The sequence below is a fragment of the Streptomyces sp. NPDC044002 genome, assembly GCF_056434525.1.
In genome coordinates this window covers 17,496-40,542 of the sequence record NZ_JBWKEZ010000037.1, presented here as the reverse complement: position 1 = coordinate 40,542, position 23,047 = coordinate 17,496, and the positions used below count along the sequence as shown (strand labels likewise).

General features: G+C 73.0%; 20 protein-coding genes and 1 pseudogene. 16 read left to right on the top strand and 5 right to left on the bottom strand.

Going from position 1 to position 23,047, the window contains the following annotated elements; translation table 11 throughout:
* Nucleotides 1–149 precede the first annotated feature (149 nt).
* Complete coding sequence (locus AC07A6_RS25360; protein ID WP_478778647.1) at nucleotides 150–812, bottom strand: response regulator; 663 nt, start codon at nucleotides 810–812, stop codon at nucleotides 150–152.
* Nucleotides 787–1,959: a sensor histidine kinase gene (locus tag AC07A6_RS25355; protein WP_478778646.1), complete on the bottom strand. Its 1,173-nt coding sequence runs from the start codon at nucleotides 1,957–1,959 to the stop codon at nucleotides 787–789. Before AC07A6_RS25355 ends, AC07A6_RS25360 begins: the two co-directional genes overlap by 26 nt.
* A 175-nt stretch (nucleotides 1,960–2,134) precedes the next feature.
* Between AC07A6_RS25355 and AC07A6_RS25350 the strand changes: the two genes are divergently transcribed.
* Nucleotides 2,135–4,402 carry an MMPL family transporter gene (locus AC07A6_RS25350; RefSeq protein WP_478778645.1) on the top strand — a complete coding sequence of 756 codons (2,268 nt, stop codon included), beginning with the start codon at nucleotides 2,135–2,137 and terminating at the stop codon, nucleotides 4,400–4,402.
* A 22-nt stretch (nucleotides 4,403–4,424) separates the two neighbouring features.
* The gene (locus tag AC07A6_RS25345) at nucleotides 4,425–4,730 is read left to right on the top strand and encodes a hypothetical protein (protein ID WP_478778644.1); all 306 of its coding nucleotides are present in this window, start codon (nucleotides 4,425–4,427) and stop codon (nucleotides 4,728–4,730) included.
* Nucleotides 4,731–4,751: 21 nt separating this feature from the next.
* Here the strand turns inward: AC07A6_RS25345 and AC07A6_RS25340 are convergent, their stop codons facing one another.
* Nucleotides 4,752–5,243: a VOC family protein gene (locus AC07A6_RS25340; RefSeq protein ID WP_478778643.1), complete on the bottom strand. Its 492-nt coding sequence runs from the start codon at nucleotides 5,241–5,243 to the stop codon at nucleotides 4,752–4,754.
* A 163-nt stretch (nucleotides 5,244–5,406) separates the two neighbouring features.
* Here AC07A6_RS25340 and AC07A6_RS25335 point away from each other — a divergent pair, with 163 nt between their 5' ends.
* The 9 genes and pseudogenes from AC07A6_RS25335 to AC07A6_RS25295 all read left to right on the top strand — a co-directional run bounded on the left by AC07A6_RS25335 (nucleotide 5,407) and on the right by AC07A6_RS25295 (nucleotide 14,813).
* Nucleotides 5,407–6,747: a ricin-type beta-trefoil lectin domain protein gene (locus AC07A6_RS25335; RefSeq protein WP_478778642.1), complete on the top strand. Its 1,341-nt coding sequence runs from the start codon at nucleotides 5,407–5,409 to the stop codon at nucleotides 6,745–6,747.
* A gap of 204 nt (nucleotides 6,748–6,951) precedes the next feature.
* Nucleotides 6,952–7,596, top strand: a complete 645-nt coding sequence (locus AC07A6_RS25330; protein WP_478778641.1) for an RlpA-like double-psi beta-barrel domain-containing protein — start codon at nucleotides 6,952–6,954, stop codon at nucleotides 7,594–7,596.
* 241 nt (nucleotides 7,597–7,837) lie between these two features.
* A pseudogene (locus AC07A6_RS25325) lies at nucleotides 7,838–8,095 on the top strand (FAD-dependent oxidoreductase); the annotation flags it as partial.
* Between the two features lie 138 nt (nucleotides 8,096–8,233).
* Nucleotides 8,234–9,310: a hypothetical protein gene (locus AC07A6_RS25320; RefSeq protein ID WP_478778640.1), complete on the top strand. Its 1,077-nt coding sequence runs from the start codon at nucleotides 8,234–8,236 to the stop codon at nucleotides 9,308–9,310.
* A gap of 66 nt (nucleotides 9,311–9,376) precedes the next feature.
* Nucleotides 9,377–12,013, top strand: coding sequence for a hypothetical protein (locus tag AC07A6_RS25315; RefSeq protein WP_478778639.1), 2,637 nt, complete (start codon nucleotides 9,377–9,379; stop codon nucleotides 12,011–12,013).
* Nucleotides 11,956–12,324, top strand: a complete 369-nt coding sequence (locus tag AC07A6_RS25310; protein ID WP_478778638.1) for a hypothetical protein — start codon at nucleotides 11,956–11,958, stop codon at nucleotides 12,322–12,324. Before AC07A6_RS25315 ends, AC07A6_RS25310 begins: the two co-directional genes overlap by 58 nt.
* Nucleotides 12,325–12,427: 103 nt before the next feature.
* Nucleotides 12,428–12,928, top strand: coding sequence for a MarR family winged helix-turn-helix transcriptional regulator (locus tag AC07A6_RS25305; RefSeq protein ID WP_478778637.1), 501 nt, complete (start codon nucleotides 12,428–12,430; stop codon nucleotides 12,926–12,928).
* Nucleotides 12,929–13,167: 239 nt separating this feature from the next.
* On the top strand, nucleotides 13,168–14,058 hold the full coding sequence (locus AC07A6_RS25300; protein ID WP_478778636.1) for a hypothetical protein: 891 nt from the start codon (nucleotides 13,168–13,170) through the stop codon (nucleotides 14,056–14,058).
* Nucleotides 14,059–14,294: 236 nt separating this feature from the next.
* Nucleotides 14,295–14,813 (top strand): cupin domain-containing protein, encoded by a 519-nt coding sequence (locus AC07A6_RS25295; RefSeq protein ID WP_478778635.1) that lies wholly within the window; start codon nucleotides 14,295–14,297, stop codon nucleotides 14,811–14,813.
* A gap of 33 nt (nucleotides 14,814–14,846) precedes the next feature.
* Here the strand turns inward: AC07A6_RS25295 and AC07A6_RS25290 are convergent, their stop codons facing one another.
* A complete protein-coding gene (locus AC07A6_RS25290; protein WP_478778634.1) occupies nucleotides 14,847–15,404 on the bottom strand; it encodes an EF-hand domain-containing protein in 558 nt (185 codons plus the stop codon).
* A gap of 215 nt (nucleotides 15,405–15,619) precedes the next feature.
* Between AC07A6_RS25290 and AC07A6_RS25285 the strand changes: the two genes are divergently transcribed.
* The 3 genes from AC07A6_RS25285 to AC07A6_RS25275 all read left to right on the top strand — a co-directional run bounded on the left by AC07A6_RS25285 (nucleotide 15,620) and on the right by AC07A6_RS25275 (nucleotide 20,517).
* Nucleotides 15,620–17,197, top strand: coding sequence for an FAD-dependent monooxygenase (locus tag AC07A6_RS25285; RefSeq protein ID WP_478778633.1), 1,578 nt, complete (start codon nucleotides 15,620–15,622; stop codon nucleotides 17,195–17,197).
* 84 nt (nucleotides 17,198–17,281) lie between these two features.
* Nucleotides 17,282–18,553: a pyroglutamyl peptidase gene (locus tag AC07A6_RS25280; protein WP_478778632.1), complete on the top strand. Its 1,272-nt coding sequence runs from the start codon at nucleotides 17,282–17,284 to the stop codon at nucleotides 18,551–18,553.
* An 80-nt stretch (nucleotides 18,554–18,633) separates the two neighbouring features.
* The gene (locus tag AC07A6_RS25275; protein ID WP_478778631.1) at nucleotides 18,634–20,517 is read left to right on the top strand and encodes a hypothetical protein; all 1,884 of its coding nucleotides are present in this window, start codon (nucleotides 18,634–18,636) and stop codon (nucleotides 20,515–20,517) included.
* Nucleotides 20,518–20,527: 10 nt separating this feature from the next.
* Here the strand turns inward: AC07A6_RS25275 and AC07A6_RS25270 are convergent, their stop codons facing one another.
* A complete protein-coding gene (locus AC07A6_RS25270; protein WP_478778630.1) occupies nucleotides 20,528–21,088 on the bottom strand; it encodes a DUF6817 domain-containing protein in 561 nt (186 codons plus the stop codon).
* 169 nt (nucleotides 21,089–21,257) lie between these two features.
* On the opposite strand from AC07A6_RS25270, the gene AC07A6_RS25265 reads away from it, so the two are divergent.
* Entirely contained in the window at nucleotides 21,258–21,539 is a 282-nt protein-coding gene (locus tag AC07A6_RS25265) for an antibiotic biosynthesis monooxygenase (protein ID WP_478778629.1), read from the top strand.
* A gap of 175 nt (nucleotides 21,540–21,714) precedes the next feature.
* A complete protein-coding gene (locus AC07A6_RS25260; RefSeq protein ID WP_478778628.1) occupies nucleotides 21,715–23,001 on the top strand; it encodes a phytase in 1,287 nt (428 codons plus the stop codon).
* The last annotated feature ends 46 nt before the right edge of the window (nucleotides 23,002–23,047 follow it).

Genomic DNA, 23,047 nt, shown 5'->3' with positions numbered 1-23,047 from the left:
CGTGAGACCGTCGGCCGTCCCTCCGTAGGCACCGAACTTCAGGTAGGCGTCGATTCGTGTCCCGCAGGCGGCGCGAGCGCGGCGAAGGTGCGGGGCGCGGTGTCGCTGCCGCTCGGCCAAGGGGCTCCCCCAGCCGCGCGGTGCCCGGCTCAGGTTCCGGGGAGGATGCGGCGCGTCTCGTAGGCCCACATCGCGATCTCGACCCGGTTGCGGGCGCCGAGTTTGGACATCAGGCTGGCCAGGTGCGTCTTCACCGTGCTGAGGCTGATGTGCAGCGCATCGGCAATCTCGGTGTTGGTCAGCCCGCGGGCGACGGCGAGGAGCACCTGCTCCTCGCGGGCGGTCACGGGAGAGACCGGCTGGGCCGCGGGCCGGCCGGCGGGCAGGTCCGCGAATGCCTGGAGCAGGCGGACGGTGACGCTGGGCGCGATGAGCGCCTCACCGTCGGACGCCGACCGTACGGCCTGGGCCAGGAGGTCCGGTCCCGTGTCCTTGAGGAGGAATCCGCGGGCGCCGGCACGCAGTGAGCCGTAGACGTACTCGTCGAGGTCGAAGGTGGTGATGACGACCACGGCCAGCGGGTCGGCGACGCCCGGGCCGGCGAGCAGCCGGGTGGCCTCCAGCCCGTCGAGTGCGGGCATGCGTATGTCGAACAGACAGACGTCCGGGCGCAGTTCGCGGGCCAGACGGACCGCTTCCAGTCCGTCGGCGGCCTCGCCGACCACCTCGATGCCGGGCTGGGCGTCCAGCATGATCCGCAACCCCATGCGGATGATCGTCTGGTCGTCAGCGACGAGGACGCGAATGGACACCGCTCTCGCTCCTCGCTCTCGGCAGTTCGGCTTCGACATGCCAGCCCCGGTCGGTACCCGGGCCGGCTCGTAGTGTGCCACCGAGCAGGGTCGCGCGCTCGCGCAGTCCGGTAAGTCCGTATCCGTCGCGGCCCCGGCCGGTGCGCCGGCCGTTGTCGCGCACGCTCACCCTTACCGTGTGCCGTTCCGCGGCGACCCGGACGGCGACCTCGGTCGCGTCGACCGCATGGCGCAGCGCGTTGGTCACCGACTCCTGCACGATCCGGTAGACGGCCGCGTCCACGGCCGGGGGCAGCGCGTCCAGTTCGCCGTCGAGTCCCAGGTCGACCCTGAGGCGACCACGCGGGGTGCGCACCAGGCGCTCCAGATCCGCGACTCCGGCAGGGGGCGCCAGCTCGGCGCCGACCCCGCGGTCGCGCAGCGCGGCGACCATGGCGCGCATCTCCTCCAGCGTGCGCGCCCCTTCCTCCTCGACCTGCTCCAGCGCCTCGACGGCGGCGGACGGGTCGGTGCCCGCGAGCACCCGGCCCGCCTGGGCGATGATCACCATGGCCGACACGTGGTGGGCCACCGTGTCGTGCAGTTCCCGGGCGAGCTGCTCGCGCTCGCGGGAGCGCACCTGCTCCAGCTGCCGATCGCGAGCGGTCACCCGGAACCGCACGGCGGCCCCGACCACGCCGGGCAGCAACAGGAAGACGAAGCCCACGAGGTTCTCGACGAGCGGGGTCTCGTCCGTGACGGAACACAGCGCGCCGGCCGCGAGGATCACCGCGCCGCCGAGCACGACCTCGCGTCCCGATCCCCAGCGGGGCAGCGCGTACACCAGCACGAGCACGACCGTGCCCGTGTACAGGCCGACGGGCTCGCGCAGTGCGGCGACGAGCGAGGCCACCGGAAGCAGGACCACCGAGCCGAACGCCAGCGTCACCGCCGCCAGCGGGCGGGTCCGGCGCCACAGGGTCAGCAGGCACAGCCATACGGCGAACGCCACCGCCACCGGCCGCCACACGACGTTCTCGCGCAGGGTGGCCTCCAGCGCCACACCGGCGAGGCCCACGGCGAGCAGCGCCCAGTCCCGCCGCACACGGGCGGGCGCGGCGGGCGGCCGGGGTTCGGTCCACAGGGTTCGCAGGTCGTCTCGTAGCACGGTTTCCAGCGTAGGGACCGCGGCGTGCCGCGCATCGGCCGAAAGGACGGGTCGTCACTCCGCCCTGGGGCCGACGGATCCGCGGCCCGCGGGCCGATGCCGCCGAGCGCCGTGGCGACGAGCCTCTGCATCGGCGGCCGTACAAGGACGGCCGACGAGGTGGTTGGAGGACCCGATGCTCTCGAAAGCCCTGTTGCGCCTGGGCGCAAGCGCCGCCCGTCATCCCTGGCGGGTGATCGCGGCATGGCTGGTCGCCGCCACGCTCGCCGTCCTCGCCGCGATCGCCTTCGGCGGGCGGAACGCGGATTCGATGACCGCTCCGGGACTGGACTCCCAGCGGGCCGCGGAACTGATCGAGCGGGCCGGCACCGGTCAGGAGGGGATGACCGCCCAAGTGGTCGTCACCCCCCGCGACGGTGCTGCGACGTTCTTCGATCACGACAGCGCGCGCACCGCTCTCACGCGGCTGCAGAGCGAGGTGCAGCGGCTGCCGCACGTGCTCGGCACGAGCGACCCGACGGGGGCACTCGACGCGGGAGGGGACACCGCCGTGCGCGGCGGCCTCGTCTCGGCCGACGGGCGGATCGCGGTGGTCCGGGTGCAGTACCCCGACCAGAGCCGGCTGTCGGCCGACGACCTCCACGCCCTCGTCGATCTCGGCGACCGGCTGCGGGCCGAACTGCCCCTGCGCATCGAGATGGGCGGGAACCTCTTCTATGCCTTCTCCGATCCCGACGGCGGTGTGAGCGAGTTGATCGGCCTCCTCGCCGCGGCCGCGATCCTGTTCCTGGCGTTCGGTTCGCTCGTCGCCGCCGCGCTGCCGATCGGTATGGCGGTCTTCGGACTGACCGTCGGGGTCGCCACGATGACGGTACTGGCGGGGGTCACGGACGTCCCCTCCTTCGCACCGGTCCTGGGCAGCATGGTGGGGCTCGGAGTGGGCATCGACTACGCGCTGTTCGTGCTCGCCAGGCACCGGGAGTACCTCGCACGCGGGCTCGATCCGCACGAGGCGGCCGGACGAGCGGTGGCCACGGCGGGGCGGCCGGTGGTCTTCGCCGGCGGAACCGTCGTCGTGTCGATCCTCGGCATGGCGGTCGCGAACGTGCCGTTCATGACGGTGGGCGGGATCGCCGTCTCGATCGTCGTCCTGATCATGGTGCTCGCGTCGGTGACGCTGCTGCCGGCCTTCCTCGGCGCCGCCGGCCCGCGCCTGGCCCGGGCCGGCCGGATCGGCCGGGCGCTTCGGGCCGGGCGGCTCTTGCGACGGCGGGGCTCGGTGCCGGACGCCGTCCCCGCCGCCGGTTGGCGGCGCTGGATCGGGCACGTCAGCCGGCACCCGGTGCTGTACGCGGTCGGCGCGGCGGTGCTGCTGCTGACGGCTACGCTGCCCGTGCTCGGCCTGCGCGTCGGCCTGCCCGACGACGGCTCACTGCCCCACAGCCGTACCGAGCGCCGGGCCTACGACCTCGTCGCCGAGGGATTCGGCCCGGGCATCAACGGTCCCCTCGTCATCGCCGCGGACCCCGCCGGTGATCCGGGGGTGCTGGACCGGCTCGTCGGGGCGGTCGCGGCGGATCCGGGCATCGCGTCCGTCGCGCCGACGCACGTCGACCGGGCCACCGGTATCGCGACCCTGGTGGTGTTCCCGGCCACCGGCCCTCAGGACAAGGCCACGGCCGCCACCATCGCCCGGCTGCGCGCCGACGTACTGCCCACGGCGATCGGGCACGGCCCGGCCAGGGCCCACGTCGGCGGCGCCGCCGCGAGCCTGTCCGATGTGGGCCGACGCACCAGCCAGCGCCTGCCGGTGTTCGTCGCCACCGTGCTGGCGATGTCGTTCCTGCTGCTGATGCTGGTGTTCCGCTCGATACTCGTACCGCTCAAGGCGGTACTGCTGAACCTGCTGAGCATCGGAGCGGCCTACGGCATCATGGTCGCGGTCTTCCAGTGGGGCTGGGGAGGCGCACTCATCGGGCTGGAAGCGACGGTCCCGATCGTGTCGTTCATCCCGATGTTCCTCTTCGCCATCCTGTTCGGCCTGTCGATGGACTACGAGGTGTTCCTCCTCTCGCGCGTACGCGAGGAGTACCTGCGCACCGGCGACAACGGCACGGCGATCGTCGAGGGCGTCTCGGGCACCGCCCGGATCATCACCTCGGCCGCCCTCATCATGGTGGCGGTCTTCCTGTCCTTCGCCGTCGCCGATGACCCCTCCGCCAAGATGTTCGGGCTCGGCCTGGCCACCGCGATCTTCATCGACGCCACGGTCGTACGCATGGTGCTGGTGCCGGCGACCATGACGCTCCTCGGCCGGACCAACTGGTGGCTTCCGAAGTGGCTGGACCGCATGCTTCCCCGCGGCCCGGTCGGCACCGACGACGCCGACGACGCCGACGCGGAATCCACGGGTGGGGCCCCGCGGCCACGGCCGGTTGGCTGACCGTTCTGCTGTCCCGGATCGCATGGTCCCGTTCCTTCTCGAACTGGTCGGGTTCCCGCACGTGGCCTGCAAGGCTGAGTTGTTGGACCTGCTGGGAAGCATCTGCCGGACCGACCAGTGGCACTCCGCCGCCGCGGCGACCCAGGACCGCAAGCGCGACGCGGTCTGGCGGCGGCAACCCGGCTGGGAGGCGGCCGCACGGGCAGCCGTGTACGCAGGCCGGGGGGTCATCGAGAGCGTCGCCTCCTCCGTGCGGCCGGAGGAGGCGGCGCCTGCTCGGAATTTGCTGCGGGTGATGGACGGCACCCCGCCGTTCCCGGAGCCATGAGCGGTCGCTGCGGGACAGCCCTCAGTGTGCGGACACCTCCTGGGCGGCAGCCAGTCGTGCCTCCAGCTCCGGCCCGGACACGTCCTCCAGGTGCGTCAGGAACACCCATACGTGCCCCGACGGGTCACGCAGGACGGCGGTGCGGTCGCCGTGGAACTGGTCCGCCGGCTCCTGCAGCAGCTCCGCCCCGGCCTGCGCGGCCGTGCTGACGAGGGCGTCCACGTCCGGGACGTACACGTGCAGGGCGGCCGAAGTGCCGCCGAGGGCGGCAGGAGAGGCGAAATGGCCCTCGGCCAGGTCTCCGAGCATCAGGACCGCTTCCGCGATCCGGATCTCGGCGTGCAGCACGCCGCCGCCCGGCGCGTCGAGGCGGAAGTCCTCGATCGCCCCGAAGGCCCGTACGTAGAAGGAGAGCGCCTCGGCCGCGTCGGCGACCGCGATGTGCGGGACCACCGCCGTGCGGTAGCGCTCAGGTGTCGTGGAGACCGTCTCGTGGTGCGTCTGATTCGTCATGTGCACGACCGTAGAACCTCAAGTTTGGTGGAGGTCAAGCGGCTCACCATGTGTCCGTTTAATGAACGTTGATCTCCGTTTTGCATGCTCTTCGAGTCCTTGCCGCCCACGCCACACCCGCGGCGAAACGGGGCGGACGAGGGGGGACAAGGAGTCGCATCACATGCACGTGATTCCAAGGGGCCGACGGCAGGGGCTGCCGGCCGTGGCATGGGCGATGGTGGCGTTCCTGCTCGCTCTGGGGGCCGTCCTGGCTCCCACGCCCGCGCAGGCCGCTCCGCCGGACGGCTGGAACAACCGCCACCTCGACGAGATCACTCTGCTGGGCAGCCACAACGGATTCTCCAACGGCGCCGACGGCGTCAACTTCGCGCAGAACCAGAGTTACTCCCTGCACGACCAGCTGAACAGCCTGAACGTACGGGCCACGGAGCTCGACATCTGGGGCACCGGCAGCGGGGTGTGGGTCCAGCACGGAGCCCCTGACTGGACTGGGGGCAAGCGGCTGTTCCTGCACATGCAGACCATCGTGGACTTCCTCCGCAGGAATCCCCACGAGGTCTTCGTCCTCACCTTCGAGGACTACACCGACACCGCCCAGCTCCAGCAGGAGTTCGATCTGGTGCCGGGCCTGCAGGACCTGGCGTTCGACCCCAACAGGTGGGACGTCTGGAACAAGGGCTGGCCCAGGGTCGAGGACATGGTCAACGCGAACAAGCGCCTGCTGATGCTGTCGGGGAGGTACGACAAGCAGGGTCTGAACGTCTTCCCCATGAAGGAGTGGACGGTACAGAACCACTACAACGACGGCGTCGGCGCCTGCAACGACCGCAAGGGCGACGGGATCTCCACCCAGCTGGGAAAGGCGACCTGGGCCAATGGTGACGGCCCCAACAGCCACGCCAACGGCAACGCCCGCGCGTTCCAGAAGCTGTTCTTCGACAACAACTTCTCCGCGGTTTCGTACGACGACTTCTACCGCTCGGTGAAGGCGTGCGAGCCGAAGACGCTCGGCCGGATGCCGAACATGATCTCGACGGACTGGATCGGCTACAGCAACCGCGAGGCCGAGCGGTTCGTCAACGACACCAACCGGGCGGTCGACTGGAACGTCGCGAGCAGCGGCCTGTGCCTCGACGTCGAGGGGGGACGTACCGAGGACCGCACCCCCGTCCAGCTGTACGGGTGCAACTGGTCCAACTCGCAGGCATGGCGGCGCGTGCCCGTCGACGACGCCCTGGACGGGTTCGAGCTCCGCGCCCTGGGCCAGTGCCTCGACGTGGCGGGCGGCGTCGCGGCCAAGGGCACCAAGATCCAGACCTACGGCTGCAACGGCACGGTCGCGCAGCGCTGGGTCCACGAGGGCACCGGCAACAGGCTGCGCAACCTGGGGACGAACATGTGCCTGGACGTCACCGACGGGATCATCGCGTCGGGAACGAAGCTGCAGCTGTGGGAGTGCAACGGCAGCCCCTCGCAGTACTTCGACTGGCGCATGGTCTGAGCTGAGCCGGTAGGGCTGGGGGCGGCCGGCGGGCGTTAGCGGTGTGTTAGCGGAGTTCGTGATTCTGGGTCGGCTGCGACCGCCGGCCGATTCCGGTGGTCGGCGCGGGTGTTGTCCGCTCGCGGTGGTGCGCGTCGGCGCACCGTCACGGTCGTGCCGCGGACCCGCTCGGAAAGCGATACTCAGAGATGGATAGAGAGAGCGATGAAAGCAAGAATCGCCACGGCTGCCGTCGCAGTTGCCGTACTCGCCGCCGGTTCGGGCGCCGTGATCACCGTCGCCACCGCCTCCGCTTCGGAGACGGTCGACGCCACCAGCGTCTCCGCCCAGGGCGCCACGGTCGCCGCGAAGCCGGGTGTCACGGTGGCGGCCGAGCCTGCCGCCACCGTCCTCGCTCCGCAGGCGGGCGGGACGACGGCGCCGCCCCCGAAGCCCGGCAGGACGACCGCTCCGTCGGGCACCCCGCAGCCGGGCAGGACCACCACGCCCCCGAAGCCGGGGAAGACCACGACGGCGTCTCCGCAGCCGGGCAAGCCGGGGAAGCCGGGTGAGACGTACAAGGGGTCGGCGACCTTCTACTCGCCCGGCCTGGGGGCGTGCGGCAAGGTGATCAAGGACAGCGACCTCGCCGTCGCGCTCGACCCCGTCACGTTCGGGGCCGCGTACCCGTCGAGCAACTGCGGGCGGAAGGTCGTCATCACGTACAAGGGGAAGTCCGTCACGGCGACGGTCCTCGACGAGGCGACGGGCGCGGGCAGGCACGGTCTCGACCTCACCCCCGGCGCGTTCAAGGCCCTCGCTCCGCTCGACAGGGGCAAGATCGACGTCACCTGGCGCTTCGCCAAGTAGCGCACCGGGCGGCTCGGGTCGCACTTCCGCGCCGTCCGGTGCTGCCGGACGGCCGCCGAGTGCGATCGGAGCACCGGCGCGTCCGGCCCCGGGAGGCGGCCGTCCGTGCGTAGCCTGGCGGCAGTCGCTGCGCCCGTGACGCGGGCGGGGAGTTGGGGGCATCCGCTTGGACCTGGCTTCCCTCTTCCTGCGACCGTTCACCCCCGGGGTGCTGGTGCACACCGATGCCGGGCTGGAAGAGGCCGCCGTGCTCAAGGCCCTCGCGGAGGCGTACGGCACGGACACCGGAACCTGGGAGCCGGTGCACCGCGTGACCGTACGCGGCGCCCTGCCCGCCATGGCGCCGCCGCTTCGCCTCAGCCGCACCAGCCGGTTCGCTCCCGGCCGGTACGTCTGCGGGGACCACCGCGCGACGGGCTCGGTCCAGGGAGCGCTCGCTTCGGGAGCCCGGGCGGCCCGTGAGGTCATCGCCGGCCTGGGCCCGGGGGCCGTCCGGTGAACCGCGGGAGCAACCCCGTACGCGGTCCGGTGCCCGGCGCCGCGGGGCCCGGGGCTGCGTGAACCGAGACCGAAACGAGTCCGGCGCTTTGCCGCAGCGTTCGCTTGTCGTGATCCTGACCAGGCATGATGACGCTTCGTGCTCACGAACATCATCACCGCCGTCGGTCTGCTCGTCCTCCTCTGGGCGGTCGTAAACACCACCCGCCTCGCCGTACGCAACCGGAAAGCCCGGAACTTCGACGCCGCCGCCTACGGCCTCGTCCCCCGCGAGCGGCTCGACTGCCGGCGCTCCGGCCCGCCCTCCGACGAGCCCGCGCTGCACTCCGCCGTCGAGGCCGCCCTCCGCGGCGAGTGGGAGCCCGCGGCCGGACTGCTCGCGGACACCGCGGAACGCCAGGACTGGGCGGAGCGCTGGCGGGTCGTCGAGGCCTTCGCGGACCTGGCCGTGGCGGACGAGCGCTGGCTGCGGATCTGGCGCGCCAAGCGGCCGCAGGACGCGGACCCCGTCGTCGTCCACGCCCACGCCCTGCTGCTCCGTGCCTGGGCGGCGCGCGGCGAGAGGACCATCGACCAGACCTCCGCCGAGCAGGTGGCGCTGTTCAGGGAGCTGCTGCCGACCGCCATGTACGCGGCGCAGGAGGCGGCCAGGCTGGCGCCCCTGGATCCGTCCCCGTGGGTCACGATGGTCGCCGCCGCGCGTGGGCTCGGGCTGTCCCACGACGAGTTCCGCGGCCTGTGGAGCGAGGTCACGCGCCGTGCGCCGCAGCACTACGACGCGCACTGGCACGCCCTTCAGTACTGGTGCGCCAAGTGGCACGGCTCCCACCGGCTGATGTTCGACTTCGCCAAGCAGTCGGCGGCGTCCGCTCCGGCCGGGAGCCTGCTGTCGGGCGTCTACCTGCACGCCGTGTACGAAGCCACCCTCCAGGACGGCGACGCGGCCTACCGCACCTGGGTCACCAAGACCGCGCTCGCCCGCGTGCAGGCCGACCTGGCGCAGGCCCGTCCGGAGGACCGCCGGCTTCCCGCGATACGGCACCTGTACGCCGCGGTACTCGTGAAAACGGGGCGGTACGCGGAGGCCCTGGCACAGTTCCGCCTCATCGGCGGATGGTGCGGGGCCGCTCCCTGGACCGATGCCCGGGACGCCGCAGCGGCGTTCGACCACGCACGGGGCCTGGCGGCCCTCCACTCGGGCCGTCCGCGTCCCTGAGGGGTGCCCGGTCCGTCGTCGCCGTTCCGCTGACCGGGCCGCCCGGACCGTGGAATAGTGCGGGCCATGACGGACGATCTCGTGGTGTTCGTCCCCGGCGTGCTCGGCAGCGAGCTGGTCGACGCGTCGGGGCGGGCGGTGTGGGGATTACGGAGTCGCGTCATCCTGGCACAGATGCGGCAGCCCAGGGGGTTCACCGCGCTGCCGCCCGGTCTGGGTGACGACGAGCCCGGGGACGGCCTCCGGCCGGGCGGACTCCTGCTTGCCCCGGCGCTCACCCGCCGACTGGTGCCGGGGCCGTACGGGCAGCTCCACAAGCTTCTCGGGAAGGAGTTCGGGTCCCGGCTCCGGTACTTCACGTACGACTGGCGGCAGTCCCACCGGCGCAGCGCACGGCTGCTGGCCGAGGCGGTCGAACGCTGGCTGACCCAGTGGCGGCGAGCGGGACACCCGAGTGCGCGGGTCGTCCTGCTCTGCAGCTGCGAAGGCGGGCTGGTGGGACGCTACTTCGCCGAGGTCCTGGGGGGTGACCGGGAACTGAGCGCACTGATCACCGTCGGCACCCCGTACCTGGGCACGGTGAGCGCGGCCACGACGATGCTCAGAGCGGGACGGTCCCGCCTCTCCCCCGTGCTCGACGCCTTCGCGACATGGCCTTCCACTCACCAGATGCTGCCCACGTTCCCGTGCGTCCAGCAGGACGGCCGGCTCCTGTCGCTGACGGAGGCCGGGTTACCCGGCCCGCCACCTGACGCGGTGGCCGACGCGGCCCGGTTCCTCGGCGAGATCGCTCCACGCCCCGGCAGGGTCCTCCCCTACCGCTTCCACATCATCGCCGGCACGTTCCGGCCGACGCCGGAGTCCCTCACCCCGGACGGAACCACCTACCGCGTGCACGCCGGGGCCGACACGGGTGACGGCACCACTCCGCTCGCCTCGGCGGTCCCGGACGCGTACCGCGAGCAGGCCGACGTCACGGTGGTACCCGGGTACAGGGGCGATCTGCTGTCCAACGCCATGGTCCTCGCCGTACTCACCCGCGCCACCACGGTGCAGGGCCCGAGCGGCCGGCCGGCGGCCGAGCCCCTCGGCCTGGACCTGCCCAGCCTGGTTCCGGCAAAGCTCACCATGCCGGTGGCCGCCGTTTCGGGCCGCGACGAGCGCTTCCTCCGGATCCGGATCACGGCCCCGGGCAGTGACGAGGTGCGCTGGGAGTCCAACCTGGTTCCCACCGGACCGGACGGCCGCTTCGAGGGGACCCTGCACTTCCCGGACAAGGGACGATGGCGGGTGCGCGTCGAATCGTGCGCCTTCGAGGAGGCCGTCGAGCTGGAGGACGTCCTCGTGGAGGCGGTCTCCCGGCACTCCCTCCTCACGCGCGGCGGGCCGGTGCCGACCTCGCCGCCGTCCGCCGGCACGCACCCCGCCATCGCTGTTGCCACCGAGCAGCGCCGGCTCGTCGCCGAACTGCCGCAGCAGGCCGCCGGTGGACGCGAAGTCCCCTTGCACGTACAGGTCGTGTGCGGCGGGGAGGCCGGACCTGGAGCGGCGCTGCGCGCGTTCGACATCCCGCCGGAGGGCACCTGGCTGCACATCACCGTGCACGCTCCCGGCCTCGTGGCCCTCGGCGATCTGCAGCAGGAGCTGACGGTCCGCCCCGGACAGGACTCCGACGTCATCCGCTTCGGCCTGCGTACGGCGGTCACCGGGCTGCACCAGGTCACCACGCGTGCCTTCCGCGGCGGCACCTTCCTGGGCGAGGTCCGCTGCCAGATCTCCGTCGAGCACGACGGTCCGACCCGCGACGGGCGGCCCCGGACCGCCCCGCTGCCCACCCTGGCCTTCGAGCCCGGAGAGGTCACCCTCCAGGTACTGGAGAAGGACCGGCAGAGCGGTACGTACACCTTCCAGCTGCTCAGCTCCCGGTGTCACGCCCCCGAGGTGTTCAGCTTCCGCGCCGGCGACCCCCGCAGGGCCTCCGAGGAGATCTTCGGGGAGCTGGCGCACGCCGCCGCGGAGGCCGCCGCAGGCCGTCCGACGGGCGGTGCCCGGCTCCGGCGCAGGCTGCGCGCCCACGGAGCCGAGCTGTGGAGGTCGGCCGTACCCGAGGCGGTGCAGCGGCAGTTCTGGGAGGAGGCCGACCGGATCAGTACGTTCACGGTGCTGGGAGCGCAGCACATCGTGCCCTGGGAGCTGCTCTTCCCGCTCAACGAGGGGTACGAGGAGCGCGGGTTCCTGGCTCAATGGCTGCCGGTCGTCCGCCGCGTCTTCGGGCAGACGGGTACGGCGGGTACGGCCGGCACGGGGGATCTGGCCGGTATGGCGGGTCCGGCGCCTACGACGGGCTCCGGGGGCGTGACGGGGACGACGCCGACGGCCGGCTGCGGGCCCGGCTCCGGGACCGGCTGCAGGCCCTCGACCGGGTGGCGGGCGCGGCGATCTCGGCCGCCCTGGGCCGCGTCAACACCGTCGTGCGTACGGCAGCCGCGCCGGGCACCGCCCGTTTCCTGGGGGACATGCTGGTCTACCAGCGCCACCGCGACCGCGTGCACGCCCGGGTCCGCGAGACCGTCGACCGTGTCGACCCTGCTCTGGGCCGTACCCGCGACCGGCCCGTGCGGGTGGTCGCCCACAGCCTCGGCGGGGTGGTCGCCTTCGACATGGCGACCTCGGCCCAGCCGCTGTGGACCTCGTCCCTGGTGACCTTCGGCTCCCAGCCCGCGTTCTTCCACGCCCTCGACCCGCGCGGGGGCTCGCTCCCTCCGTACGAGGGCGCCGATCCGGTCGTCCTGCCGCCGTCGCTGCGACGCTGGACCAACCTCTGGGAACCGATGGACGTGCTGGCGTTCGTCGCTGCCCGGATGTTCCGGCTCCACGACGGCAGCGCGCCCGAGGACGTCTGCGTTCCGGCGCCGGCGAGCGGCTTGAACTGGGGATGGACGCATTCGGCCTACTGGGACCTGCCGTTGGTCGCCACGGAGATCGGCAGGGCCATGGCGGCGGCTCTGCGCTGACGGCAGGGGCGGGCCGTCGGTATCGGTGTGCGCCCGGGAGGAGTGGTACTGAAGGCCGCATTCCGGATTGTTCGGCGCGCCGGGGAAATATAGCGTCGCGATCATGCAACTGATCGGAAACGCCACTGACCAGGCGCCGGCGAACCCGGCCGCCACCGATGACGTGCTGGCCACTCAGCCGGTCGGCTACTGGAGCGGCCTGGCCCATACGGCAGTCACCCGGCACCTGCGTGATGCGATGGCCAGGATCGACGTCACGCAGCCGCAGTACTGGGTCCTCAACCGCGTGAACGGCGGCCCTGCGGCGCCGAGCCGCGAGGAGGTCGTCGCTCAGCTGACGCACCTTGCCGACGGGCCGGATGAGATCTCCAGGGTCGTGGACCAGTTGCTCCACCGCGAATGGCTCGGGGTCGACGGCCGGCAGCGCCTGCACCTCACCGATGCCGGGGAGGCTGCCAGAGTGCGGCTCCGTGAACTGGTGGTCGGGGTACGCGCCGTGGTCCACCAGGGCATCAGTGACGAGGAGTACGTGGCCGCGCTCAAGGTACTGCGCAGGATGGTGGCCAATGTCGAGGGCGGAGGGGGTCCCGGCAGTCCGTCCTGACGTGTGGACGGCCACGCTGGGGCCCTTGGCTGCGTCGCGTGAAGGCGTCGGCCGTTAGGATCTCGGTTTCCGTCCGGGACGGTGGCGGGAGCAGGTGACGTTCGACCCGCGAACCGAAGGACGTCGTCCTGGAGCGCGCGGTCGGCGAGGTGGAAGGCGTTGTGGTGTCGGAGGAGCGGGCTGCGGACGATGACCGCTGGAGCAAGTGGCCAGAGGCATGGGTGGGCACGGACTGTGACGTGCGCACGGTCCTGGCCGCGGTTCCGCGGGAGGCCAGGGACGAGTTCCGGTACGACGAGATCCCCTGGGAACGGTTCCCCCACTTCTACGGTACGGGCGCCGAAGTACCCGGTCTCCTCCGGATGCTCGCCTCCGAGGACGCCGAGGCCGCCGGCCGGGCGCTGTGGCGCCTTTGGACGACGCTGCACCACCAGGGCAGCACGATCGAGGTGGCCGCTCTGGCAGTGCCGTTCCTGCTCCGGATCGCCGCGACGGGACACCCCGCGCTCCGGGCGGACACGCTGACACTGGTCGCAGTGAGCGGGCGCTGCCAGCACCTCGGCGACGGTAGCCGTGAGGGTCTGCTCCAGGTCGCCGAGGACCCGCTCTTGGTCGGGCCCGTGGAGTGCCCCGTGGACTGGACGGTCCAAGCCGCCCGCGATGCCGTCACGAGCGACCTGCACCTGCCGCTCTCGCTGCTCCCCGATCCCGATCCGAAGGTCCGCTCCGCGGCCGCCTCCGTCCTGGCGCTGGCGACCGGTGAGGTGCCCCGCATCTCCTGCGCGCTGCACGAGCGGCTGGTGGTGGAGGACGAGCCGGCGGTCCAGGTCGGCCTGATACTCGCGATCGCGCAACTTGCCCGCGAGCAGCGGGACGTACGTACGCGCGACTGGGTGCGGGAGCTGTGGTCGGACCCTGACCGGGCACCGCATGTCCGCATCGGCGCGGGCCTCGCCTGGCTGTGCCTGGTCGATGCCCCGGCCCCCGACGAGCTCCGCGCCCTCCTCACCGACCCCGGCACCCGTCGACACGGCGACCTGTTCCAGCAGGTGCCCTGGATCTCGCCGGTCGACTCCTGCGAAGGGCTGCGCCGCTGCATAGAGGAGATGCTCACGCCGAGCGCGTCGTGAATGCGGGCAAGAAGCACGCGCGTACCGGCGCTCGGGTTCGGCCCCGAACGGGTGCCGCTCCCTCTCGCCCGGCGTGTCCGGATCTGCCGGGAGATCGTCATGGCGGGCCCGGTGGCCCCTGGATCACGATGGGGGCCGTACACAACACCGGGTCCCGCCATGCGGGCACGTCTGCGTGAACCGGCTTTCCGGCCTTCGGCGTGCGCCCGGGAATTCCCCTGATTGAGGAGACATCCATGCGTGCCCTGGTGAGGAAGACCAGCACGATCGGCGCTTCCATGACCGCGATCGCCGTGCTGGCGGCCTGCTCCCCCGGTTCCGCGGCCGCGGACGGCCCGGACGGCAAGGAGACGGCCGTCGCCGCCGGCCCGGCCGCGCAGAAGGGGGGCTCCGAGTTCCTCTCCTTCCCCGCACCCGGCCGCACGTGGAAGGAACTCCCCGGGACAGGTGGGGTGAAGTACGCAAACGTGCGGGGCGACCTCGCCGGGAGCGGCAGCTACGAGGCGTTCGTCTCCTTCCCCGCCGGGAAGGACAACCCGCCGCACGTCCACAGCGAGGACCTCCCCACCGTCGTCCTGAAGGGCACCTTCTATGCGGACATCGACGGCAGGCGCGTCCAGTACCCGGCGGGCTCCTACTACCGCCTGCCCGCCGGCAAGCCGCATCTGAGCGGCTGCGAGAAGGGAGAGGACTGCCTGCTCTTCCAGTACCAGGAGGACCGCTTCGACCTGGTGCCCACGAAGACCGGGCAGTAGGCCGGGCAGCCCTGACCGAGGGGAGGGGGAATGTCAGCTCCGGGCGTCGGGCCGTCCCATCCACCAGTTGCCCGGGGCGGTGGGGTCGGTGCTGGACCAGTACTCGATCACGGCGGATTCGAACTCGGCCGGGCCGAGGGCTCCGTCGCCGTCGCGGTCCAGGTGGCCGAACGCCGCGTCCAGGTCCGCCTGCCCGATCGCCGGGAAGTGGCTGCGCTGGAAGGCGTCGAACTCGGTCCTGCTGACCCGGCCGTCCGCATCGGCGTCGGCGATGGCGAAGAACGCCCGGGCGAGCGCGCCGACGGTGGTGGCGGCGGCCTCGGGGTCGCCGGCCAGGGTGAGGGTGCCGGTGACGAATTCCCCCTTGCTCAGGCGGCCGTCAGGGCCTCCGACGTGCGGGGCGTGCAGATCGCGCCAGACCGCGACGTAGGCGTTGACCATGCGGGTGTGCTCCGCGGAGCCGCGTGCGTACCCGAGCTGGTCTGCGGCCCGGTCTCCCATGATGACGTGGTCGGCTTCGGTCAGGGCCCCGTCGCCGTCGGCGTCCAGCAGGTCGAAGCCGCGGCTGATCTTCTCGCGCAGGATGTCCATGGCGGCGAACGTAGCGCAGGCGCCGGGGGGGCCGGCCGCCGTTGCCCCGGTGACCCGCCCATCGGGCGACACCGGAGAACGGCTTGGCCGGATACAACGGGCTTGCGCCGTCCGGGTGGTGTGCGTGCGGCTAGCGTTGCGCGAGGGCCGGATCCGGGCCCGTCACCACAAGGGTTGTGCCGGAACCGGCACACGCGCACACCGGAGGAGTCCCCATGTCCGTGGCAGACGACGAGGTGGAAGTGCTGATCGTCGGCGGCGGGCCGGTCGGGCTCACGGCGCGGGGGCTGCTGGAACGCTGGGGCGTGCGGACGCTGCTCGTCGAGAAGCGCCGGGAGCTGTCCCCCTTTCCGCGGTCCCGCCTCGTCAACACGCGCTCCATGGAGGTCTTCCGCCTGCTCGGTCTGGCCGCCGGGATCACCGCCAACGCCTTCCCGCCGCAGTTCGGCCGCGTCAGGTTCCGCGACACCCTTCACGACCCCGACTTCGCCTCCGCCGCGATGGTCGGGGTCCACGCGCCGATCCCCGAGAGCCCCGTGACCGGCGTGGTCACCTCGCAGGACCGGCTGGAGCCCCTCCTGCTCGCCGCGGCGGACACGCCGGCGCGGTTCGGGGCCGAGGTCGTCGGCCTGGCCGAGGAGGCCGACGGCGTGGTGGCGCTGCTCCTCGACCGGGAACGCGGTACGGAGAGCCGCGTCCGAGCCCGTTACGTGCTCGCCGCCGACGGCGCGAACTCCACCGTCCGGCAACGGCTGGGAACGGGAACCACGGGTCCCGGTGCGCTGGCGGCCTTCACCACCGTCGTGTTCGACGCGGACCTGAGCCAGTGGTGCGCCGACCAGCCCGCCGGGGTCTACGTGACCGCGCACGGATCGTTCCTGCCGCTCTACCCCGAAGGGGGCTGGGCCTGGCTCGCACCCACACCCGAGGACCCGGAGCGCGCCGACTGGGCCGGCCTCGTCTCCCGCGCCCTCGGCCCCGGCGCCGGCGTCCGCGCCGAAGTGCTGCGGGTCCAGCACTGGGTGATGAACGCGTTCGTCGCCGAACGCTTCCGCCACGGCCGGATCCTGCTGGCCGGCGACGCCGCGCACGCGATCCCCATCATCGGCGGCCTCGGGATGAACACCGGCATCGCCGACGCGCACAACCTGTGCTGGCGGCTGGCGGGAGTGCTCCGCGGATGGGCCGGGCCGGGCCTGCTGGACACGTACGAAGCGGAGCGGCAGCCCGTCGCCCACCAGACGCTCCGCCAGGCGGTGGCCAACACCGACCTGATGTTCCAGGCGCAGAGCCTGCGCCGCGAGCAGCTGCGGACCAGCGGCGCGGCGCCGAGCACGATCCGACTGCCCTGGTCGGAGCGGTACTTCGCGCAGCTGGGTCTCGTGCTCGGTGTCACCTACCGCTCCGCCGCCGTCCTCGCGGAGGGCAACGGCGACTCCCCGCCGGCCGAGTCGGATGCCCACTACACCCCCACCGCGGATCCCGGCCGCCGCATGCCGCACCTCTGGCTCTCACGCGACCGTTCCACCCTCGACGCGGTCGGCGAATGGTTCACCCTGCTCACGCCGGACCCCGCCCGCTGGGAGCGGCAGAGCGCCCCGGCGTGGCCGCTGCGCGTCGAGGCCCTCACCGGCGAGCAGGCCGGCCTGTGCGGCCTGTCCGCCCAGGGGGCGCTGCTCGTCCGGCCCGACGGCCACATCGGCGCCCGCTGGCAGGACGGCCCGCCGGACGGCTCCGCCCTGCGCCGCGCCCTCACCGGGATCACCGGGATCACCGGTGCGGCATCGGTCTAGGGACTCAGGGCCCGGCCCCCGGCCGGTGTCCTGACGGGTGCGCCTGGTGGGGGTGGAGGCTGCTATGTAATGTCACATCGCATGATGTTCTTACGTCGTGCGGCATCGGCCGCCGCCCTCCTCGTCACCGCCCTCCCCTTGACCCTCGCCGCGCCCGCGCACGCCGCAGACGCCGCCCCTTCCTGCCGTCCCCCGGCGTCCGTACCGCTCGACGCCGAACAGGCACGTCTCACGGACCCCCGCACCACCGCCCTGGTCGAGCGGGCCGGGTTCGGGGACTTCGTACGACGCTTCCCCGCCGCCCTCTGCACGACACGCACCCCCGTCGAAGCCGAACGGCTCCTCGACTCCTGGGGCCAGGCCCTGTGGCAGGCCTCCGTACGGCGCGCCCAGGGACAGCGGCCCGGCGGCGACCTCGCGTCCGGCGACGACCGCCCCCTGTACTGGGCGCGGCTCTCCATGACCGCCGCGCTCGCCCGCTGGCAGCCGGCCTTCGCCGTCGACCGGGCCGCGCTCCGCGCCCGCTTCGAAGACGCCTCCCGCGGCCTCGCCGACAACGCCTTCCGGGCCGCGCCCGGCGTACGGCGGGTCTTCATCAGCGGCTTCGACCCCTTCGGGCTCGACGCGGAGATCCGCCGCGCCAACCCCTCCGGATCGGCCGCACTCCAACTCAACGGACGCCACGTGACCCTCGCCGACGGCAGCCGGGCCGAGATCCGCGCCGTCGTCCTGCCCGTGCGGTACGCCGACTTCGACGCCGGCATCGTGGAGCGGGCGTTCGCCCCCCGCCTGGCCGCCGGAGCCGCCCAGGCCGACATCATCACCACCGTCAGCCAGGGCTACCCCGGCATCTTCACCCTGGAGGACTGGGCGGGGCGGGCACGGTCCGCCGACCCGTACCCCGACAACGTGCGCGCCCTGTCCGGCGGCACCCGCGAGCACCCGGTGACCGCCCCCGGCCTGGGCCCGGGGCCGGAGTTCATCCGCACCACACTGCCCGCCGACGCCGTGACGGCCGCCGTCCAGACCCCGTACCCGGTCCTCCTCAACTCCGATGTGACCGAGATACCGGCAGGCGGCACCAGCCCCGTCGACCGGACCGACGGCCCGACACCCGGCTCGCGCGCCGTGGCCGGGGGTGGTGGCGGCTACCTCTCCAACGAGGTCGCCTACCGCTCCAACCGGCTGCGCGCCGAACTCGCCCCGCACCTGCCCGGCGGCCACCTCCACACTCCCGTACTCACCGGTCTGCCCGCCGATCCCCAGCTGCTGACCGGCCCCGAGTTCGAACGCAACGAGAGCGCGATCAGCGCCGAGGTCCGCGCCGTCCTCGAACACGCCGCCGTACGCCGCTGACGCGACGGCCACCGGTATGCCGGGGCTGAAGGCCGCCGCCGGCCGCCGCGGGCGGAAGGAGACGATCTAGGATCTTCGGCATGGACGAACGGGGGGCCGGGCCGGTGGCCTGGGACGTGCTGGAAGGGGTGCCCGCGGGCCGGGAGGAGCTGCCGGGTCTGCTGCGCGGACTGGTGACTTTCGGGCAACGCCAGGCGTCGTGGCGCCGGTTGGAGGACAAGCTCGGCTGGCAGAGCGACACCCCGCTGTTCACCCACGCCGTCGCGCACCTCTTCGTCATGCTCCCGCAGCTCGACGAACGCCGTCTCGTGCAGGCGCTCGACTTCCTGGCCCGGCGCGGTCACGGCGCCTGCCTCAGCCCGGTCGGCGTGCACCGCAGGACGTACGAGGTGTTCACGCGGGCCTGGCCGCATGTGCTGCCGCTGGTCGCGCACACGGCAGCGGGCGTGCGGACCGGCGCTGCCTGGGTGCTGCGCTCGATCCGCTGCGCGGAGCCGGCCGTGCTCGACGCGCTGCGGCGGCGTGCCGCCGTGGAGGACGATCCGACGGCGCTCGTGTCCCAACTGCTGGCGGTCGGAGAGCTCTCCCCCGGGGACCGGGAGTGGCTCCTGCCCTGGCTGGACCACGGCCATCCGCTGGTCGGGCTGGCCGCCGCGCGGGGCGTCCTGGCCCCGCCGGGCGCGGGGACGGGCACGGCGGAGGGCGCCGCGGGCCGTGCGGTCGCCCGTGGGCTGGCGGCCGCCGGAGGGCAGCTGCTCCCCCACGTACCGTGGTGGCCCCTCGGTTATGAAGCGGTCCCCCGCTTCGCGGAGCTGTCGGCGCCGCACCCGTACGCGTCCGCGGCGCTGCTCGAAGCGACGGCCGGGCACCGGAGCGCGGACCTCCGCCGCGTGGCCGTGGTCACCGCCGGCGCGCGGCTGCGGTACTGGCGCGACCCCGCGCCCGAGCTCTGGGCAACGGTCGCGGCCGGACTCGACGACGAGCCCGACGTGGCCTCCGTGTCGGTCGAGGTCCTCTCCGGAGGCGGCGCGGCGGCGGCCCCGTGCGCGGACCCGCTGGTCCGCCACGTCGAGCGGTCCGGGGGCGCCGCCCACGCGGCCGCCGCCGACCACGCATTGCGGGCCCTGGTCGGCATGGGCGACGACAGGGCCGCCGACTGGTACGCCGCACGCCTGGGAAACCACTGGCTCGATGTCGCCCCGCTGCCCGCACGCTGGGCCCCGCGGCTGCTGCCGGTCTTCCGCCGGCGGCTCGCCGACCGCGGCCGGGAGAGCCACGCGTTCCCCCGGATCCTGCGCACCCTCGCCGAGTGGGGTCCGGTGGCCGCGCCGGCGGTGCCCGAGCTGGTCGGGCTGCTGGACACCCCGTTCGCCCGTGCGGCGGCGGAGGCGCTGGGCGCGATCGGCCCGACCGCCGCGGCCGGGCGGGCGGCCGGTCCGCTCGCCGCCCTCGTCACCGCCGCTCCCGGGCCGGGCCGGCACGCGTGGCACGGTGGTGCGCAGACCGCCGCCTGGGCGTACTGGCGCGTCACGGGAGACCCGGAACCCGCCCTGCGGGTGTGCGGGGCGGCTGCCCGGGCCGGCCTCGGGCAAGCGGTGCTGCGATATCTGGCCGACCTGGGGCCGCTGGCCGCCCCGCACGCCGACGCGGTACGGCCGCTGCTGACGCAGCCCGGGCAGTGGAGCCGGACCGGCGCCGCCGAGGCCTGGTGGCGGATCACCGGAGAGGCGCCGCCGGCCGTGGCGGCCCTGCTGCCGGAGCTCGCGCCGCTGGCCCGGCACGCGGCGGATCCGCTGGTCCTGCGGAGCGTACGGGTGCTGGGCGCGATCGGCGGGCCGGCGGCGGCGGCCCTGCCCGTACTGCACGAGGTCGCCTCGTCACCCCGCCGCTACGGCGGCATCCCGATGGACGAGCAACTGCTCGGGGCGGCGCGGGAGGCGCTGATCGCCATCGAGGCGGCCTGAGCCGGCGCGGTCAGCCGAGGACCGCGGTCACCTCGCGGCGGGCCGGCTCCGACAGGAGGGGCGCCCAGCGCGTGAACAGCTCCAGCAGGGCCGCCCCGTTGCGCTCGCGGAACGACTCGTTCACCTTGGCCAGGTCCAGCTCGTTGGCCACGGTGAGCTCGGCGAAGTCGCGACGCTGCTGCGAGGACGGCGTGAACTCCTCACCGGTGAACCGGTCCCGGAAGGTCACCGCCGCACCGTCCGGTGCGGCGAAGCCGGGATAGGAGGCCGCGCGGTCGCAGCTGGCGTAGAAGTACACGAGCTCCTCCGCCTCCGCACCGATCGCCCGGGCGAGGCGATCGCGCTCGGAAAGCTCCAGGAGTACCAGCGGCAGCCCGTCGGTGCCGTAGAAGGCGTGGCACAGTGCCGCGGTCTGCAGTACGGGTCGGGCGCCCCACGAGGCGAGCAGCGCCTCGACACGCAGCAGGTGGGTCAGGAGCGTGCCGCCGGAGTGCTTGGCGGTCTCCGCCCCCACCTCCTTGAGCAGGGCCATCGCCGGCGAGTCGGTGTGCTGGTCGTCGCTGTGCATCATGGGGCCCATCATGACGAGGACGCCGCCCCGGCGTACACCGGGACCGGCATGCGGACACCGGGCCCGTCGGACACCCCCTGGCAGCGGAGTCTCCGTCATGGGCGTGAGGCTCCCGCGACGGTGGCGCCGTGTCCGGGTGCGTGGCACCCTGAGGTCCGTGATCATACGGGTGAGTGAGGCACGCGTACGCCCTGACCGGTTCGAGGCGTTCCACGACATGATCGTCTCCGCGGTGCGCGAGTTCCCCGGCCGCTACCCGGGGCTGGTGGACCACGAGGTGCTGATCGCACCGCCCGATTCGCTGCTGTACGTCAGCCGCTGGCGCAGCGAGCGGGATCTGGTCGGCTACGCCGGCGAGCACTGGCGTGACCGGCCCGTGGTGCTGCCCGGCGAGGACGAGTACCTCGTGGCCCCGCTCCAGGTGCGGCACTTCACCGTCGCGTCCCTGTAGCCCGGCCCCGCAACCACGTCCTCGGGCAGCTGGGCGGCGTTCCTCTGGCAGTACTGAGGGCATCGGGCAGGGTTTCGCGGCGAGTTCAACTACCGGCAAGGCTTCGGTCGTGTACATGACAAGCACTCCCCCGAGAGTTTCCTTATCAGGGCAAACACCCTATAAAGGAAGAACGATGACGACACGACTGTCAGCTCGCGTCTCCGCGCTCGCGCTGTGCACGGCGCTCTCCACCGCCTTCGCGCTCCCCGCACAGGCCGCATCGATCAGCAGCGTCCGGCCGAAGGCCGAGACCGCGCCGCTGTACGACGACGAGGCCGGCGGGGACGCCAACGCGGACGACCCGGCGATCTGGCGCAATGCCGCCGACCCCGGCCGCAGCCTGGTGGTCGCCACCGCCAAGCAGGGCGGCCTGCGGGTCTACGACCTGGACGCGCGCCAGGTGCAGTCGATCCCCGCCCCGGCCGGACCGGGCACCGACGACGCTCCCGGCCGCTTCAACAACGTCGACCTGGTCCAGGGCCTGCGTCTGGCCCGCGGCCCCGCCGATGTCGCGGTGGTCAGCGACCGCGGCAACGACCGGCTGCGCATCTACCGGATCGACCGGGACCGGCCCGGCGGCCCGCTCACCGACATCACCGACCCCGGCGTGCGCCCGGTCTTCTCCGCCGGCCAGGCGGAGATCAACGAGCAGAAGACCGCTTACGGCCTGGCCACCTGGACCGACCGGAAGACCGGCCGCTCCTACGCCCTGGTCAGCCAGCGCAACCGCACCCGGATCGCCCTGCTCGAACTGCTCCCCACCCCGGCCGGCACGGTCGGCTACCGTCAGGTGCGGACGATCGACCTGCCGTCCTCCTTCCGCATGCCGAACGGGACCACGTGGGCGCCGTGCGCGGAACCGGGCGAGCTCCCGCAGGTCGAGGGCATGGTCGTCGACCCCGCGGACGGCACCCTGTACGCGGGGCAGGAGGACGTCGGCATCTGGCGCATCGACGCGGGCCTCACCGGCACGCCGAAGCTGATCGACAAGGTCCGCGAGTACGGGGTCCCCGGCACCTACGACCCGCAGACCGAGGAGTGCACGCCCGGCGCCGACCCCGGCTTCGGCGGCAAGCGCCTGACGGCCGACGTCGAGGGCCTCACCCTGGTCACCGAGCCGGACGGCGACGGCTACCTGCTCGCCTCTAGCCAGGGCGACGACACCTTCGTCGCCTACGACCGCGAACGCGGCGACCACAACGAGTTCGAAGGCGCCTTCCGCATCACCGCGGCCTCCGCCGGCCTCGACGGCTCCGAGGTCTGCGACGGAGCGGCCGCCCTCAACGCGCCCCTCGGCGCGCGCTACCCGCACGGCCTGCTGGTCGTCCAGGACGGCAAGGAGACCCCCGGCGACGGCGACCGCGAGGCCACCGGCTTCAAGTTCGTCGACCTGGGCGAGGTCCTCGGCGCCATCGGCTGAACCGGCACGTGAAGCGCGCGGAGGTCGTGGCCGTCGGCCCGGAGGA